The organism is Lachnoclostridium sp. An14 (assembly GCF_002160755.1).
In the GTDB taxonomy this organism is placed as follows: domain Bacteria; phylum Bacillota; class Clostridia; order Lachnospirales; family Lachnospiraceae; genus Lachnoclostridium_A.
Genome location: NZ_NFLE01000008.1, coordinates 46648 through 62088 on the forward strand (window position 1 = coordinate 46648; position 15441 = coordinate 62088).

General features: G+C 56.9%; 15 protein-coding genes. 14 read left to right on the top strand and 1 reads right to left on the bottom strand.

Features of this window, described 5'->3' with window-relative positions; translation table 11 throughout:
• Positions 1–12: 12 nt before the first annotated feature.
• Complete coding sequence (locus B5E84_RS06315; protein WP_087220862.1) at positions 13–1167, top strand: cysteine desulfurase family protein; 1155 nt, start codon at positions 13–15, stop codon at positions 1165–1167.
• Between the two features lie 5 nt (positions 1168–1172).
• Complete coding sequence (gene thiI / locus B5E84_RS06320; protein ID WP_087220865.1) at positions 1173–2354, top strand: tRNA uracil 4-sulfurtransferase ThiI; 1182 nt, start codon at positions 1173–1175, stop codon at positions 2352–2354.
• Between the two features lie 284 nt (positions 2355–2638).
• Here thiI and B5E84_RS06325 read toward each other — a convergent pair whose 3' ends face one another.
• Positions 2639–2872, bottom strand: a complete 234-nt coding sequence (locus tag B5E84_RS06325; protein WP_087220868.1) for an HPr family phosphocarrier protein — start codon at positions 2870–2872, stop codon at positions 2639–2641.
• A gap of 134 nt (positions 2873–3006) precedes the next feature.
• Between B5E84_RS06325 and mtaB the strand changes: the two genes are divergently transcribed.
• From mtaB to era, 12 genes are all read left to right on the top strand, one after another.
• Positions 3007–4365 carry a tRNA (N(6)-L-threonylcarbamoyladenosine(37)-C(2))-methylthiotransferase MtaB gene (gene mtaB / locus B5E84_RS06330; RefSeq protein WP_087220871.1) on the top strand — a complete coding sequence of 453 codons (1359 nt, stop codon included), beginning with the start codon at positions 3007–3009 and terminating at the stop codon, positions 4363–4365.
• A gap of 38 nt (positions 4366–4403) precedes the next feature.
• Positions 4404–4667 carry an IreB family regulatory phosphoprotein gene (locus B5E84_RS06335; RefSeq protein WP_087220874.1) on the top strand — a complete coding sequence of 88 codons (264 nt, stop codon included), beginning with the start codon at positions 4404–4406 and terminating at the stop codon, positions 4665–4667.
• A 269-nt stretch (positions 4668–4936) separates the two neighbouring features.
• Positions 4937–5359, top strand: coding sequence for a Holliday junction resolvase RuvX (gene ruvX, locus B5E84_RS06340; RefSeq protein ID WP_087220877.1), 423 nt, complete (start codon positions 4937–4939; stop codon positions 5357–5359).
• Between the two features lie 152 nt (positions 5360–5511).
• On the top strand, positions 5512–5775 hold the full coding sequence (locus B5E84_RS06345) for a DUF1292 domain-containing protein (protein WP_087220879.1): 264 nt from the start codon (positions 5512–5514) through the stop codon (positions 5773–5775).
• A 21-nt stretch (positions 5776–5796) separates the two neighbouring features.
• Entirely contained in the window at positions 5797–6243 is a 447-nt protein-coding gene (locus B5E84_RS06350) for a Fur family transcriptional regulator (RefSeq protein ID WP_204248552.1), read from the top strand.
• Positions 6244–6262: 19 nt separating this feature from the next.
• Positions 6263–7942, top strand: a complete 1680-nt coding sequence (locus B5E84_RS06355; RefSeq protein WP_330374186.1) for a ribonuclease J — start codon at positions 6263–6265, stop codon at positions 7940–7942.
• Positions 7943–7954: 12 nt separating this feature from the next.
• Positions 7955–8347, top strand: a complete 393-nt coding sequence (locus B5E84_RS06360) for an endolytic transglycosylase MltG (protein ID WP_087220887.1) — start codon at positions 7955–7957, stop codon at positions 8345–8347.
• Positions 8344–8988, top strand: coding sequence for an O-methyltransferase (locus B5E84_RS06365; protein ID WP_087220890.1), 645 nt, complete (start codon positions 8344–8346; stop codon positions 8986–8988). Before B5E84_RS06360 ends, B5E84_RS06365 begins: the two co-directional genes overlap by 4 nt.
• Positions 8989–9003: 15 nt before the next feature.
• Positions 9004–10239, top strand: a complete 1236-nt coding sequence (locus tag B5E84_RS06370; RefSeq protein WP_087220892.1) for a peptidase U32 family protein — start codon at positions 9004–9006, stop codon at positions 10237–10239.
• Between the two features lie 401 nt (positions 10240–10640).
• Positions 10641–11528 carry a YdcF family protein gene (locus B5E84_RS06375; RefSeq protein WP_087220895.1) on the top strand — a complete coding sequence of 296 codons (888 nt, stop codon included), beginning with the start codon at positions 10641–10643 and terminating at the stop codon, positions 11526–11528.
• 41 nt (positions 11529–11569) lie between these two features.
• On the top strand, positions 11570–14500 hold the full coding sequence (locus B5E84_RS06380) for an insulinase family protein (RefSeq protein WP_087220898.1): 2931 nt from the start codon (positions 11570–11572) through the stop codon (positions 14498–14500).
• Positions 14501–14518: 18 nt separating this feature from the next.
• Positions 14519–15424, top strand: coding sequence for a GTPase Era (gene era, locus B5E84_RS06385; protein WP_087220901.1), 906 nt, complete (start codon positions 14519–14521; stop codon positions 15422–15424).
• Positions 15425–15441 lie beyond the last annotated feature (17 nt).

The window sequence follows — 15441 nt, forward strand, 5'->3', positions numbered from 1 at the left end:
TTGGAGAGAACAATGGAAGCATATTTTGACAATTCGGCCACCACGCGGGTGCTGGACCCGGTGGTAGCTGCCATAGAGGAAATGATGACGGTGAACTACGGAAACCCATCCTCCCGGCACATCTTAGGTGTGCGGGCGGAGAATGCCGTAAAGCAGGCTGCCGCCGAGGTGGCAAAGACCCTGAAGGTAAAGGATAAGGAAATCCTGTTTACCTCCGGAGGCACAGAGTCCAACAACCTGGCCCTCATAGGCACGGCCCTGGCCAACAAGCGGGCCGGCCGCCACATCATCACCACCAACATTGAGCACGCGTCCATCTACAACCCCATGGAATTCCTGGAGGAGATGGGCTTTGAGGTGACCTACCTCACCGTGGACGAAAAAGGCCATATCAGCCTGGAAGAACTGAAAAACGCCATCCGCCCCGACACCATCTTGGTGTCCGTGATGTATGTCAACAACGAGGTGGGGGCAGTGGAGCCAGTGGAGGAGATTGGAAAGCTGGTGCACAGCGCCGGTGAGCACATCGTATTCCACGTGGACGCCATCCAGGCCTACGGGAAATTTCAGATCCGCCCGAAAAAACAGGGCATCGACCTGCTCTCCGTGAGCGGCCACAAGCTCCACGGCCCCAAGGGCGTGGGATTCCTCTACATCGACGAGCACGTAAAGATCCGCCCCATCATTTACGGCGGCGGCCAGCAGCGGGGAATGCGCTCCGGCACGGAAAATGTTCCCGGCATTGTGGGCATGGGCGTGGCGGCGAGAGAGGCCTACGACCATTTTGAGGAAAAGGTGGCCCATTTATACCAGTTAAAGGACCATATGCTGGAGCGGCTCTCCGAGATCGAGGGGGCCTATGCCAACAGCTATCCAGGAAAGGAGAGCGCCCCCCAGGTGGTGAGCGTCAGCTTTTCCGGCGTGCGCAGCGAGGTGCTGCTTCACGCCCTGGAGGACAAAGGCATCTACGTCTCCTCCGGCTCCGCCTGCTCCTCCAATCACCCGGCGGTGAGCGGGACGTTAAAGGGCATCGGGGTAAAACGGGAGCTTTTGGATTCCACCCTGCGGTTCAGTTTCGGCCGGTTCAACACCCTGGAGGAAGTGGACTACTGCATTGAAACCCTGAAGGAATTACTGCCGGTTCTGCGCCGGTATCAGAGAGGATAAAAATTATGGAGTACAGATCATTTTTAATCAAATACGCGGAGATCGGCACCAAGGGGAAAAACCGCTATCTCTTTGAGGACGCCCTGATCAAGCAGATGAAACGGGCCTTAAAGAACGTGGACGGCCAGTTTGTGATCACCAAGGAATCCGGCCGCATCTACGTGGAAACGGAGGGGGAGTACGACTACGACGACGCGGTAGACGCCCTGCGGCGGGTGTTCGGCATCGTCTGGATCTGCCCCATGGTCCAGTTTGAGGACAAGGACTATGAAAACATCAAAAAGCAGGTGGTGGCCTACATGGACGAGGTCTACCCCGACAAGAACCTCACCTTCAAAGTAAACACCAGAAGGGGAGACAAGAGCTACCCTCATAAATCCGAGGAGATCAACCGGGATCTGGGCGAGGTGATCTTAAACGCCTTCCCGGAGATGAAGGTGGACGTGCACCATCCCGACGTGCTGCTCCACGTGGAGGTGCGCAGAAAGGTAAACGTATATTCCCTGATGATCCCCGGCGCCGGCGGAATGCCCGTGGGCACCAACGGAAAGGCCATGCTGCTGCTTTCCGGCGGCATTGACAGCCCCGTAGCCGGCTGGATGATCGCCAAGAGAGGGGTAAAAATCGACGCCGTCTACTTCCACGCCCCGCCCTACACCAGCGAGCGGGCGAAACAGAAGGTGGTGGATCTGGCGAAACTGGTGGCCCGCTATTCCGGCCCCATCGCCCTTCACATCGTGAATTTTACCGACATTCAGCTTTACATTTACGAGAAATGCCCTCACGAGGAGCTGACCATCATCATGCGCCGCTACATGATGCGCATCGCGGAGCAGATCGCAAACGATACCGGCTGCATCGGCCTCATCACCGGCGAGAGCATCGGCCAGGTGGCCTCCCAGACCATGCAGTCCCTGCTCTGTACCAATGACGCCTGCACCCTTCCGGTGTACCGGCCCCTCATCGGCTTTGACAAGCAGGAGATCGTGGACATTTCCGAGAAAATTGACACCTACGAGACCTCCGTCCTGCCTTACGAGGACTGCTGCACCATCTTTGTGGCCAAGCATCCAGTGACGAAACCGAACCTGAATGTGATCCGCAAATCCGAGCGGAATCTGGAGGAGAAGATCGACCAGATGGTGGAGGAGGCCATCCGCACCAAGGAGGTCGTCTGGTGCGACTGATTTCTGGGAAAAAGGACATGACCGCTAACGCGGTCATCCCGAATCATGAAAGCCAGATGGCTCCACGCCTACGGCGTTCCCGCCATCTGCCGGCGGTATTCAAAATCCGGGCTGTCGCCCTACTTTTTCATACCGCCTTGCCCGTCTGATGTCGATATATCTGTGCGCGCGAGCGCGCCCATCTATATCGCCGCCATCCGGGGCTTTCATAGTAAAAAGGCGAAACGCTTAAAACAAGCGTTTCGCCTCTGCTGTCCGTATCCGATCAGTCAAACTGCCGGAAATTACTCAACGATATAGGGAGCCAGCGTGGTCAGGATCGTCTCCAGGTTGGACTCTGCGTGGATGTTTAAATCAATGGGCTTGGAAAGATCCAGGCTGAAAATCCCCATGATGGATTTCGCGTCGATAACGTATCTTCCGGATACCAGATCGAAGTCCACATCGAATTTGGTCAGGTCATTCACGAAAGATTTTACTTTATCAATCGAATTTAAAGAAATACGTACAGTTTTCATGTTGAAACATCCTCCTCTATCTGCGGTTTTGGAAACCGCTTTTCCTGTTTCCATAGTACAAAGGGATGGGAAAAAAGTCAAGAGGGACTTTTGACGAAAATGGAGTTGTACGAAAAATAGAAATGGAGAAAGCTATGAAAAAAGCAGCGTTTCACAGTCTGGGCTGCAAAGTGAATTCCTATGAGACAGAGGCCATGGAGCAGATGCTGGAGGAGGCGGGGTACGAGCTGGTGCCCTTTGCCCCAGGAGCCGACGTCTATGTGATCAACACCTGCTCCGTCACCAACGTGGCGGACCGCAAATCCAGGCAGATGCTCCACCGGGCCAAAAAGATGAACCCGGACGCGGTGGTGGTGGCCGCCGGCTGCTATGTCCAGGCTGCCGGAGCGGAGTTGGCAAAAAAAGACGAGGCCGTGGACATTGTGGTGGGAAATGACCGCAAGGGCGAGCTGGTGGAGATTCTGGAGCGCCATTTTAAGGAAAACGGCCGTCAGAACGGGACGGACGAGGCGGAGGTCTATTTAAAAGACATCGGGGCCTCGGGGGAGTACGAACGGCTCCACATTGACCGGATTGCCGACCATACCAGAGCCTTCATCAAGGTTCAGGACGGCTGCAACCAGTTCTGTAGCTACTGCATCATCCCCTACACCAGAGGCCGGGTCCGCAGCCGCCGTCCGGAGGAGGTGCTGGAGGAAATCCGCGGACTGGCGGGGAGGGGGTATAAAGAAATGGTCCTCACCGGCATTCATTTAAGCTCCTACGGCGTGGATTTTGACACCCCCATGAGCCTGCTGGACCTGGTGGAGGCCATCCATGAAATCGAAGGGGTGGAGCGGATCCGCTTAGGTTCCCTGGAGCCGCGGCTCATCACCGAGGAGACGGCAGAGCGGCTGGCAGGCCTGAAAAAATTCTGCCCCCATTTCCACCTCTCCCTTCAGAGCGGCTGCGATTCCGTCCTCCAGCGGATGAACCGGAAATACACCACCGAGGAGTATTTGAGCCGCTGTGACATCCTGCGGAAATGGTTTGACCGCCCCGCCATCACTACTGACGTGATTGTGGGCTTTCCCGGGGAGACGGAGGAAGAATTTGCCGCCACGGAAGATTTTCTGAAACAGGTGCATTTCTACGAGATGCACGTGTTTAAATACTCCAGGCGCCAGGGAACGCGGGCTGACCGGATGCCGGACCAGGTGCCGGAGGCAGTGAAGGCGGCGCGCAGCGACCGGCTTTTAAAGCTGGAGCAGGAGATGTCCGACGAGTACCGGCGCCAGTTTTTAGGCGGCCCGGTGACGGTTCTCCTGGAGGAGGAGGCCGTGGTGGACGGCCGGAAAATGATGACCGGCTTTACAAGAGAGTACGTAAAATGCGCCGTACCCTGGCAGCCGGGAATGGAGCGGGGGACCATGGCAGAGGGCAGGGCGGTCCGCCTTTTGGACGGCGGCCTTCTGGAGGTCGAAAAAATCCCCTTTACGAATCCGGAATTATAGTATAGAATAGTAAAGAACAGTTAAAGGACGTGAGAAACATGGGCGAGATCCACAATACACAGTATTTTAAAGCAGTGCAGGAAGAAAATAAGATGGATGTAAGCGAGATCCTGGAGCAGGTCTACGTGGCGTTGACGGAGAAGGGCTATAATCCCATCAACCAGATCGTGGGCTATATCATGTCCGGGGATCCCACCTACATCACCAGCCACAAGAATGCCAGAAGCCTGATTATGAAGGCGGAACGTGACGAGATCCTGGAAGAACTGATGCAGGTGTATATTGATACGAAGTTGAAATAAGAGGGCTCCTTTCCGTATATAGAAGGGGCCGTCTGGCATTGGTGTGTCTTATTTTTGTTTTGAGGGCCGGTTTCCATTTTACGGGGAAACTGTGTCCTGGGAAACGAAACCTTCGGCGGGAGCACCGTTTGCGCGGGAGAAAGGGACTGTCTGTGCAGTCATACCTCCTCGTGAAGTGCCCACGCCGCGCACACATTTTACAGAGCGTTGTGGATAAGGGCTGCGGGAAAGCAGCCCTTATCGGCTAATACGGCAAAAAGGATGGAACAATGAGAATCATGGGACTGGATTACGGCTCCCGGACCGTGGGTGTTGCGGTGAGCGATGCCCTGGGTCTGACTGCCCAGGGGGTGGAGACCGTGACGCGGGAAGAAGAAAACAAGCTGCGGAAAACACTGCGCCGGATCGAGGAACTGGCCAGGGAGTACGAGGTAGAGCGCATTGTGCTGGGCTACCCGAAACATATGAACAATTCCTTGGGAGACCGGGCAGAAAAGACAGAGGCATTTAAGGAAATGCTGGAGCGGCGCCTGGGACTGCCGGTGGTGCTGTGGGACGAGCGTCTGACGACTGTGGCAGCGGAGAGAATTCTGATGGAAAGCGGCGTGCGCCGGGAAAACAGGAAAGAAGTGATCGACAAGGTAGCTGCGGGGCTGATCCTGCAGGGGTACCTGGATTCTCTCGTTTCGTAGGAGACGGGGAATTGGATGCGCGCTCCGCGGAAAGAAACAAGGGCTTTTTGCTTTGTAGGGAACTGCGCCCTATGAAGGGAAAGCCACCGGCGGATGAGCACTTCCCTCATAGGGAAATTTCAGCCGGGACAAAGGTTAGGAGAAGATGGCAAATGGAAGAACGGATCATCATGACGGATGAAAACGGAGAGTCCGTGGAATTTTATGTGCTGGAGGAAACCAGGCTCCACGGGCGCAATTACCTCCTGGTGACAGACGCGGGGGAGGACGAGGACGGCGAATGCTACATCCTTCGGGATATGTCCCGCGGGGAGGACCCGGAGGCCGTATACGAGTTCGTGGAGGACGAGGCGGAGTTAGACGGGCTGTACCGGATCTTTTCAGAGCTTCTGGATGACGTGGATTTGGAAAAGTGACACGGGAGAAAGGAAGTGCGTATGAATCAGGAGGATTTTAAAGAGCTGCTGCGGGAAAAGGGGCTGAAGGTGACATCCCAAAGGCTCCTGGTGCTTCAGATGATGGCTGAGCACCCCGGAGAGCACCTGACGACAGAACAGATCTATGATCTGGTGAGAGAGACAAACCCGGAGATCGGGTTGGCGACGATTTACAGGACGGTACAGGTCCTGGTGGACCTGCATTTGATTGACAAGATCAGCTTTGACGACGACGTCGCCCGTTACGAGCTGAGGAGCAAAAACACCAAGCACCACCATCACCATGCCATCTGCTTAAGCTGCGGCAAGGTATTTTCTTTTGAGGACGATTTGCTTGAGAATCTGGAGGCGGCCGTGGAGGACCGTCTGGGATTTGCGGTGGTGGACCACGAGGTGAAACTGTATGGATACTGCAAGAACTGCAGAGAAAAAATGGAACGAGATTGATTTTTGGAGGTTATGAATTTTGAGAAAACAGAAAAATGAAAATAAAGCGGGGAAATTAAAAGTCATTCCCTTGGGCGGAATGGAACAGATCGGAATGAACATCACCGCTATCGAATATGAGGACAGCATTATTGTGGTGGACTGCGGATTGGCGTTCCCCACAGACGATATGCTGGGAATCGACCTGGTGATCCCGGATGTCTCCTACTTAAAGCAGAACATCCAGAAGGTCAAGGGATTTGTGATCACCCACGGCCACGAGGATCACATCGGCGCCCTGCCCTACATTTTACAGCAGGTAAACGTACCGGTGTACGGCACCAAGCTGACCATCGGCCTGATCAACAATAAATTAAAAGAGCACAATCTCTTAAAAAATACCAAGAGAAAGGTGGTAAAGCACGGCCAGTCCATCAACCTGGGATGTTTCCGGGTAGAGTTTATCAAGATCAACCACAGCATCGTGGACGCCTGCGCCCTGGCCATCTTCTCACCGGCGGGCATTCTGCTTCACACCGGTGACTTTAAAATCGACTACACCCCGGTGTTCGGCGAGCCGGCAGATCTGCAGAGATTGGCGGAGCTGGGCAAAAAAGGCGTTCTGGCCATGCTCTGCGAGAGCACCAATGCCACGAAACCCGGCTTTACCATGTCCGAGCGCACCGTAGGCAAGACCTTCGACACCATTTTCAACGAGCACCGCAACAACCGGATCCTGGTGGCCACCTTCGCCTCCAACGTGGACCGGGTGCGCCAGATCATCAATTCCGCTTACAAGTACGGCAGAAAGGTCGTGATCGAGGGCCGTTCCATGGTGAACGTGATCGGCACCGCCACGGAGCTTGGCTATATCAAGATTCCGGAGGGGACCCTCATCGACATCGACCAGTTAAAGAACTATAAGCCGGAGCAGACCGTGCTCATCACCACAGGAAGCCAGGGCGAGGCTATGGCAGCCCTGTCCCGGATGGCCTCCGGCCTTCACAAGAAGGTCTCCATCCGTCCCAAGGACGTGGTGATCTTAAGCTCCCACCCCATTCCCGGAAACGAGAAGGCGGTGGCCAACGTCATCAATGAGCTGTCCATGAAGGGGGCGGAGGTGATCCACGAGGACACCCACGTTTCCGGACACGCCTGCCAGGAGGAGATCAAGCTGATGTACTCCCTGGTGAAACCGAAATACGCCATCCCGATCCACGGAGAGTACCATCACCGCATGGCCAATAAAAACCTTGCCCTGGAGATGGGCATTCCGAAGGAGAACATCATTATGATGAACTCCGGAGACGTGATTGAGCTCAGCGAGGATTCCTGGCACAGCGCCGGCCGCGTGCAGTCCGGCAGCATCCTGGTGGACGGCCTGGGCGTAGGCGATGTGGGAAATATCGTGCTGAGAGACCGGCAGAACCTGGCCCAGAACGGCATTATCATCATTGTGCTAACTCTGGAGAAGTACAGCGGCCAGCTCCTTGCCGGGCCGGACATCGTGTCCAGAGGCTTTGTGTATGTGAGAGAGTCGGAGGACCTCATGGGCGAGGCCAGAAAAGTGGTGCTGGACGCCGTGGAGGACTGTCTCTATCATCATGTAAACGACTGGGGCAAGATCAAGAACATCATTCGGGACAGCTTAAGCGACTTTTTGTGGAAGAAGATGAAACGCAATCCCATGATCCTGCCCATCATCATGGAAGTGGAGTAAGAGAGGTTATTTATGAGCAGAGGAAGCAGCGGGCAGAGCGCAGCGGGAGCGGCTCTGGGAGCAGTGGTGAAAATCCTGGTCTACGGAGCCATCCTGGTACTTCTGGCGGGGGGAGCAAAAAAAGGCTACGAGTTCGGCCGGGAGATTTTCTGCCCCGCTGCCGTGAGCGGTGAGCCGGGGGTGGCCCGGCAGGTCACCATCGGGGAAGGCAATACCGCCTCCCAGATCGCCGCGGCTCTGGAGGACAATGGTCTGATTGAGAACCGTCTGATCTTTGTCATCCAGGCCAAGCTGTATGAAATCGAGTTCCAGCCCGGCACGTACGTGCTCAGCACCGCCATGGACTCCAGGGAGATCCTGGATGTGCTCAGCGGGGCGGTGAACACGGAGGAGGGCGAAGAATGATCACAGACGAGAGAATCGCGGACTACATCCGTTCCCTGGACCGGGGAAACGGGCCGTTTTTGGACCGGATTGAGAGAGACGCGAGACGAGAGGAGGTGCCGATTATCCGAAAGGAGACGTCGGCACTTTTAAAGACCCTGGTGGCGGCAGGCCGCCCGAAACGGATCCTGGAGGTGGGGACGGCGGTGGGATACTCCGCCCTGCTCATGTGCCAGGCCATGCCGGAGGACTGTCATATCACCACCATCGAAAAGTTTCCCCCCAGAATCGCCGCGGCCAGGGAGCATTTCCGGGAAGCGGGAGAGGAAGGGCGGATCACCCTTTTAGAGGGGGACGCGGAAGAATTTTTAAGGACCTTAAAAGGGCCCTTTGACTTTGTGTTTATGGACGCGGCCAAGGGGCAGTACATCCACTGGCTGCCCATGATCCTGGAGCTGATGCCGGTGGGAGGGATCCTGCTCTCTGACAACGTGCTCCAGGACGGAGACATCATCCAGTCCCGGTTCGCGGTGGAGCGGCGGGACCGGACCATTCACAAGCGGATGCGGGAATACCTCCGCGCCCTCACGGGAAACGACCGTCTGCAGACCTCTGTGCTGCCGGTGGGCGACGGGGCCGCTGTGAGCGTGAAAATCCGCTGACGAGAGAGGAAGAACATGAGAGAAATAGAGCTTTTGATACCGGCGGGCAGCCTGGAGGTCCTGAAGGTGGCGGTGCTCTACGGAGCGGACGCCGTTTACCTGGGAGGAGAGGCCTTTGGCCTGCGCGCCAAGGCAAAGAATTTTACCAATGAGGAGATCCAGGAGGGGATCGCCTTCGCCCACGAGAGAGGGGTAAAGGTGTACATCACCGCCAATATTTTGGCCCACAACGAGGATCTGGCCGGAGTGGAGGCCTATTTTGAGGAGTTAAAGGCCATCGGGCCGGACGCCCTCATCATTTCCGACCCCGGGGTGTTCGCCATCGCGAGACGGGTGTGCCCGGAGATGGAGCTGCACATCAGCACCCAGGCCAACAATACCAACTACGGCACCTACCAGTTCTGGTGGGAGCTGGGGGCCAAGCGGGTGGTTTCCGCCAGGGAGCTGTCCCTGAAGGAAATCCGGGAGATCCGGGACCGCATTCCGGAGGAGATGCAGATTGAGAGTTTCATCCACGGGGCCATGTGCATTTCCTATTCCGGGCGCTGCCTTTTAAGCAATTTCCTCACCGGGCGGGACGCCAACCAGGGCGCCTGCACCCACCCCTGCCGCTGGAAATACTCCCTGGTGGAGGAGACGCGGCCGGGAGAGTATTTCCCGGTGGAGGAGAACGACAGGGGCACCTTTATTTTCAACTCCAAGGACCTGTGCATGATCGAGCACATCCCGGAGATGATGGAGGCCGGCATCGACAGCTTTAAGATCGAAGGTCGGATGAAAACGGCCCTCTACGTGGCTACGGTGACCCGGGCTTACCGCCTGGCCATCGACGCTTATAGGAGAGACCCGGAGGAATATAAGAAGAATCTGGCCTGGTATAAGGAGGAGATCGGAAAGTGCACCAACCGGGAGTTTACCACCGGTTTCTATTTCGGAAAGCCGGGGGCAGATTCCCAGATCTATGAAAACAGCACCTACATCACCAACTACGTCTATCTGGGCCGGGTGGACCAGGTGGATGAAAGAGGGCGCTGCCGCCTGGAGCAGAAGAATAAATTCTCCGTGGGCGAGGAGCTGGAGCTGATGAAACCGGACGGGAGAAACATCCCGGTGACGGTGGCCGGCATCTGGGATACGGAAGGGAATTTCCAGGAGAGCTGTCCCCACGCCCGCCAGATCATCGACGTGGTCCTGGGATTCGTCCCGGAGCCCTACGACATCCTGCGCCGCCGGGCGGAGGAGACAAGGTAAGAGGAAATGAGATAGCGGCAGTCCGTGAGGAGATGCCGCATTCTGGTTTAACAGGGAACTTCGTTTCCTGTTAAACCAGAATGCTCCGCAAGGAGGCGCACTTCGCGCAAAGGAAAATGGCTGTTTACGCAGCCGCGCTCCGGCGCGAGTGTGCGCCAAGCGCACACTTTCTGGTGTCATAGGAAACTGCGTTCCCCATGACACAAAAGCCTCCGGCGGGAGGCGCACTTCGCGCAGAGGAATATGGCTGCTGACGCAGCCGCGCTCCGGCGCGAGTGTGCGCTGTTGCGCACACTTTTTTACAATATGGAAAACTGCGTTCCCGATGGCACCGGGACGTTTCCGGCGGGAGGCGCAGGCCGAAAACCATTCAACCAAGGATTCATCCAACAGGAGGAGACATGAGCTGGATACTGGGGATCTGCAGCGTGCTGTGCTGCGTTTATTTTGCGGCGATCATGATATGTTCCGGGCCGGGGACGTCCTTTGCCTTTATCTGGCTGGTGCTGGCCCTGGTGTTCGGGGCGGCGGCCAGCGGACGGCTGGTGGGGCGGCTGTTCGGCGCGGGGGTGCCCCTGTGGCTGCGGGTGCCTGCCGCCACCCTGTTTGTCACAGGACTGGTGGTGTTCGTGATCGTGGAGATTCTGGTGTTTACGGGGGTGGCCCGCAGTGACCCGGAGGGGCTGGATTACGTGATCGTGCTGGGGGCCAAGGTGCAGAGGGAGGGGATCAGCAAATCCTTAAAAATGCGCCTGGACAAAGCCATCCAGTACGCGGAGGAGAATCCGGACACCGTGTTTGTCCTCTCCGGCGGAAAGGGGGCGGACGAACCGGTGGCGGAGGCTCAGGCCATGTACGAATACATGGCCTACAACGGGGTTCCGGAGGAAAACCTGCTCATGGAGCTGCAGTCCACCAGTACGGTGGAAAACATCGCCTACAGCCGTCTGGTGATTGAGCAGGACGTGGAAAAGAGACGGGAGATGGAGGCGGAAAAGCGCCGCCAGGACCGGATCCTTCGGATGATGCCTGTGGGGCCGGAGGGGACCCTTCATCCCTACCGTGGAAGCAGCCCGGAGGATTTTGCCATCGACGCCCCGGCCAAGCCGGTGCACATCGGCGTCCTCACCAGCAATTTCCACCTGTTCCGGGCCATGCAGATCGGGAAAAAATGGGGCATCCCCGACATCCAGGGAATCGCGGCTCCCAGTGAGCCGTGGATGTTGCCTCATTTCTGCGTGAGAGAGTGCGCGGCAATATTAAAAGACAAATTAATGGGCAATATGTGAGTATACCAGGTTATAGACAGAGATAGAAAGGACGAGATGCCATGAGAGATTTAGAAAATCTGAGGGGGCTGGAGGCCTATGAGGTGGAGACCCTTAAGGGAATTGAGGAGTTAAATTCCGCCGGCGCCGTGCTCCGCCACAGAAAGACGGGAGCGAAGATCTTCCTCCTCTCCAACGACGACAACAACAAGGTGTTCTGCATCGGTTTCCGCACGCCGCCGAAGGATTCCACGGGCCTGCCCCACATCCTGGAGCACAGCGTACTCTGCGGATCGGACAAATTTCCGGTGAAGGACCCCTTTGTGGAGCTGGTAAAAGGCTCCTTAAACACCTTCTTAAACGCCATGACCTACCCGGACAAAACGGTGTACCCGGTGGCCAGCTGCAATGAGAAGGATTTTCAGAACCTGATGGACGTGTACATGGACGCCGTGCTCCATCCCAATATCTATAAGGAGGAGAAGATCTTCCGCCAGGAGGGCTGGCACTACGAGCTGGAGAATGAGGATGCCCCCCTGACCATCAACGGGGTGGTCTACAATGAGATGAAGGGCGTCTATTCTTCCCCGGAGAGCGTGCTGGACCGCTACATCCAGAAACTGCTCTATCCGGACAACTGCTACACCCAGGAGTCGGGAGGCGACCCGGAGGTGATCCCGGAGCTGACCTATGAGCAGTTTTTGGACTTCCACCGCACCTACTACCATCCGTCCAACAGCTACATCTATCTGTACGGCGACATGGATATGGCGGAAAAGCTGACCTGGCTGGATGAGGCCTATCTGTGTCACTACGAGGCCCGTCCCGTGGACTCCGCCATCCCCATGCAGTCCCCCTTTGAGGAGCCGGTGGAGGAGGAGATTTTCTACTCCATCACCGAGGAGGAGCCAGAGGACCACGCCACCTACCTGTCAGTGAACACCGTGGTGGGCACAGATTTGGATCCCAGGCTGTACCTGGGCTTTCAGATCTTGGAGTACGCCCTGGTAAATGTCCCCGGAGCCCCCTTAAAGAAGGCCCTTATGGACGCCGGCATCGGAGAGGACATTCTGGGAGGCTATGAAAACAGCATCCTTCAGCCCTATTTCTCCGTGGTGGCCAAGGGAGCGGAGAAGGAGCAGAAGGGAGAATTCCTTACGGTGGTGAAGGGAACCCTGCGGAAACTGGCGGACCAGGGCTTAGACAAAAAGAGCCTGCGTTCCGGCATCAATTACTTTGAGTTCCGCAGCCGGGAGGCGGATTACGGGACGGCCCCCAAGGGCCTGATGTACGGCCTGCAGTCCTTAGACAGCTGGCTCTACGACGGGGATCCCATGATGCACTTAGCCTACGGGGAGACCTTTGAATTTTTAAAGAAAGCCGTGGACGAGGGCTATTTTGAGAGCTTGATTCGGGATTATCTCTTAGACAATCCGTCGGAGGCGGTGATCACCGTCAGCCCGAAGAAGGGCCTGACGGCGGAAAAAGAGGCGGCTCTGGCGAAAAAATTGGCGGACTACAAGGAGTCCCTCTCCGACGGGGAGATCCGCCGCCTGGTGGAGGAGACGAAGGCCTTAAAGGCCTACCAGGATGAGCCGTCCCCCAGGGAGGAGCTGGAGAAGATCCCCCTCTTAAAGCGTTCCGACATCGCGCCGGAGGCGGAAAAACTGATCTGGGAGGAGACGGAGACGGACGGGATCAAGGTGATCCGCCACGAGATGTTTACCTCCGGCATCGGCTATCTGCGGCTGCTGTTCGGCACCGACCGGATCCCCACAGAGGATCTGCCCTATGTGGGCCTGTTAAAATCGGTGTTGGGCTACGTGGATACGGAGCACTATACCTACTCTGATCTGGCCAGCGAGATCTATTTAAACAGCGGCGGCATCAACTTCTCCGTCACCTCCTACCCGAACCTGGAGCAGCCGGAGAATTTCACCGGCGTGTTCGCGGCGGACGTGAAGGTGCTTTATGAGAAATTGGACTTCGGATTCGGCATTTTAAAGGAAATCCTCACCGGATCCCTGCTGGACGATGAAAAACGGCTGGGAGAGATCCTGGGAGAGACCCGTTCCCGCGCCAGGATGAAACTGGAGAATGCGGGCCACTCGGCGGCAGTTTCCAGGGCCACCTCTTACTTCTCCCCCACAGCGGCCTTCAATGAGCTCACCGGCGGCATCGGCTACTACCATTTCTTAGAGCGGACGGCGAAGGAATTTCCGGAGAAGAAGGGGGAGATCATCGCCAAATTAAAGGAGGTCTGCGGCAAACTGTTCACCAGGGACAACCTGCTGGTGAGCTACACCGCGGGAGCCGACGGCTTTGCCGCCCTGGAAGGGGAAGTGAAGGCCCTGGCGGCCAGCCTGCCCGCGGGAGGGGACCGCTACCCCTTCACCTGGACAAAGGGCTGCCGCAACGAGGGCTTTAAGAGCGCCTCCCAGGTGAACTACGTGGCCCGCTGTGGCAATTTCCGGGATCAGGGCTATGAGTACACAGGAGCCCTGCGGATCCTGAAGGTGATGCTCAGCTACGACTACCTGTGGCTGAACATCCGGGTAAAGGGCGGCGCCTACGGCTGCATGAGCGGCTTTGGACGCTCCGGCGAGGGCTATCTGGTGTCCTACCGGGATCCCAACCTGCGGGAGACCAACCAGGTTTACGAGGGCGTGGTGGACTATCTGCGCCAGTTTGAGGCGGACGAGAGGGATATGACAAAGTTTGTGATCGGCACCATCAGCGATCTGGACACCCCCCTGACCCCGTCCATCCGGGGCAGCCGCGGCCTCTCCGCCTACCTTTCCGGCGTGACCCAGGAAATGCTCCAAAAGGAGCGTGACCAGGTGCTCTCCGCCACAGTGGAGGACATCCGGGCCTTAGCGGACATCGTGAAGGCAGTGCTTGACACCGGTGCCTTCTGCGTGGTGGGAAATGAGGACAAGATCGAGGGCGCCAAGGACCTGTTTGGAGAGACAAAGAATCTTTACCAGGCATAGAGATACGAAGGAGACGATATGGAATATACGAAAAAATCCGGCTTTGCCACGCTGATCGGCAGGCCGAACGTGGGAAAATCCACCCTGATGAACCATTTGATCGGGCAGAAGATCGCCATCACCTCCGACAAGCCCCAGACCACCAGGAACCGGATCCAGACGGTCTACACCGATGAACGCGGCCAGATCATTTTCCTGGATACCCCCGGCATCCACAAGGCGAAGAACAAGCTGGGAGAGTACATGGTGAGCGTGGCGGAGCACACCTTAAAAGAGGTGGACGTGATCCTCTGGCTGGTGGAGCCCACCACCTTTATCGGGGCGGGAGAGCGCCACATCGCGGAGCAGCTAAACCGGGTAAAAACCCCGGTGATCCTGGTGATCAATAAGATCGACACCGTAAAGACCCAGGAGGAGATCCTCACCTTCATCGCCGCCTACAAGGACATCTGTCCCTTCGCGGAGATTGTCCCGGTATCGGCTTTAAAGAAGAAAAACACGGATGTGCTTTTAGAGCAGATCTTCAAATACCTGCCCTACGGCCCTCAGTATTACGATGAGGACACGGTGACAGACCAGCCCATGCGCCAGATCGCGGCGGAGCTGATCCGGGAGAAGGCCCTGCGCCTCCTCTCCGACGAGATCCCCCACGGCATCGCGGTGACCATCGAGAAGATGACGGAGCGGCCAAACGGCATGATGGACATCGAGGCCAGCATCGTCTGCGAGCGGGATTCCCACAAGGGCATCATCATCGGCAAGGGCGGGGCCATGCTAAAGAAAATCGGCTCCGCGGCCAGACGGGAGATCGAGGATCTGGTGGATACGAAGGTCAACCTGCAGCTCTGGGTGAAGGTGCGCAAGGAGTGGCGGGACAGTGAGATTTACATGAAGAATTACGGCTACGACGTAAAAGATACGTGACGGGATCAGGTGAGAGA

What these genes read in the sequence shown, in the direction of transcription:
- era (WP_087220901.1), top strand. Translation starts at nt 14,519, where the DNA reads ATGGAATATACGAAAAAATCCGGCTTTGCCACGCTGATCGGCAGGCCG.
- B5E84_RS06375 (WP_087220895.1), top strand. Translation starts at nt 10,641, where the DNA reads ATGAGCTGGATACTGGGGATCTGCAGCGTGCTGTGCTGCGTTTATTTT.
- B5E84_RS06325 (WP_087220868.1), bottom strand. Translation starts at nt 2,872, where the DNA reads ATGAAAACTGTACGTATTTCTTTAAATTCGATTGATAAAGTAAAATCT.
- B5E84_RS06365 (WP_087220890.1), top strand. Translation starts at nt 8,344, where the DNA reads ATGATCACAGACGAGAGAATCGCGGACTACATCCGTTCCCTGGACCGG.
- B5E84_RS06350 (WP_204248552.1), top strand. Translation starts at nt 5,797, where the DNA reads ATGAATCAGGAGGATTTTAAAGAGCTGCTGCGGGAAAAGGGGCTGAAG.
- B5E84_RS06380 (WP_087220898.1), top strand. Translation starts at nt 11,570, where the DNA reads ATGAGAGATTTAGAAAATCTGAGGGGGCTGGAGGCCTATGAGGTGGAG.
- B5E84_RS06335 (WP_087220874.1), top strand. Translation starts at nt 4,404, where the DNA reads ATGGGCGAGATCCACAATACACAGTATTTTAAAGCAGTGCAGGAAGAA.
- mtaB (WP_087220871.1), top strand. Translation starts at nt 3,007, where the DNA reads ATGAAAAAAGCAGCGTTTCACAGTCTGGGCTGCAAAGTGAATTCCTAT.
- B5E84_RS06370 (WP_087220892.1), top strand. Translation starts at nt 9,004, where the DNA reads ATGAGAGAAATAGAGCTTTTGATACCGGCGGGCAGCCTGGAGGTCCTG.
- B5E84_RS06315 (WP_087220862.1), top strand. Translation starts at nt 13, where the DNA reads ATGGAAGCATATTTTGACAATTCGGCCACCACGCGGGTGCTGGACCCG.
- B5E84_RS06345 (WP_087220879.1), top strand. Translation starts at nt 5,512, where the DNA reads ATGGAAGAACGGATCATCATGACGGATGAAAACGGAGAGTCCGTGGAA.
- thiI (WP_087220865.1), top strand. Translation starts at nt 1,173, where the DNA reads ATGGAGTACAGATCATTTTTAATCAAATACGCGGAGATCGGCACCAAG.
- B5E84_RS06360 (WP_087220887.1), top strand. Translation starts at nt 7,955, where the DNA reads ATGAGCAGAGGAAGCAGCGGGCAGAGCGCAGCGGGAGCGGCTCTGGGA.
- ruvX (WP_087220877.1), top strand. Translation starts at nt 4,937, where the DNA reads ATGAGAATCATGGGACTGGATTACGGCTCCCGGACCGTGGGTGTTGCG.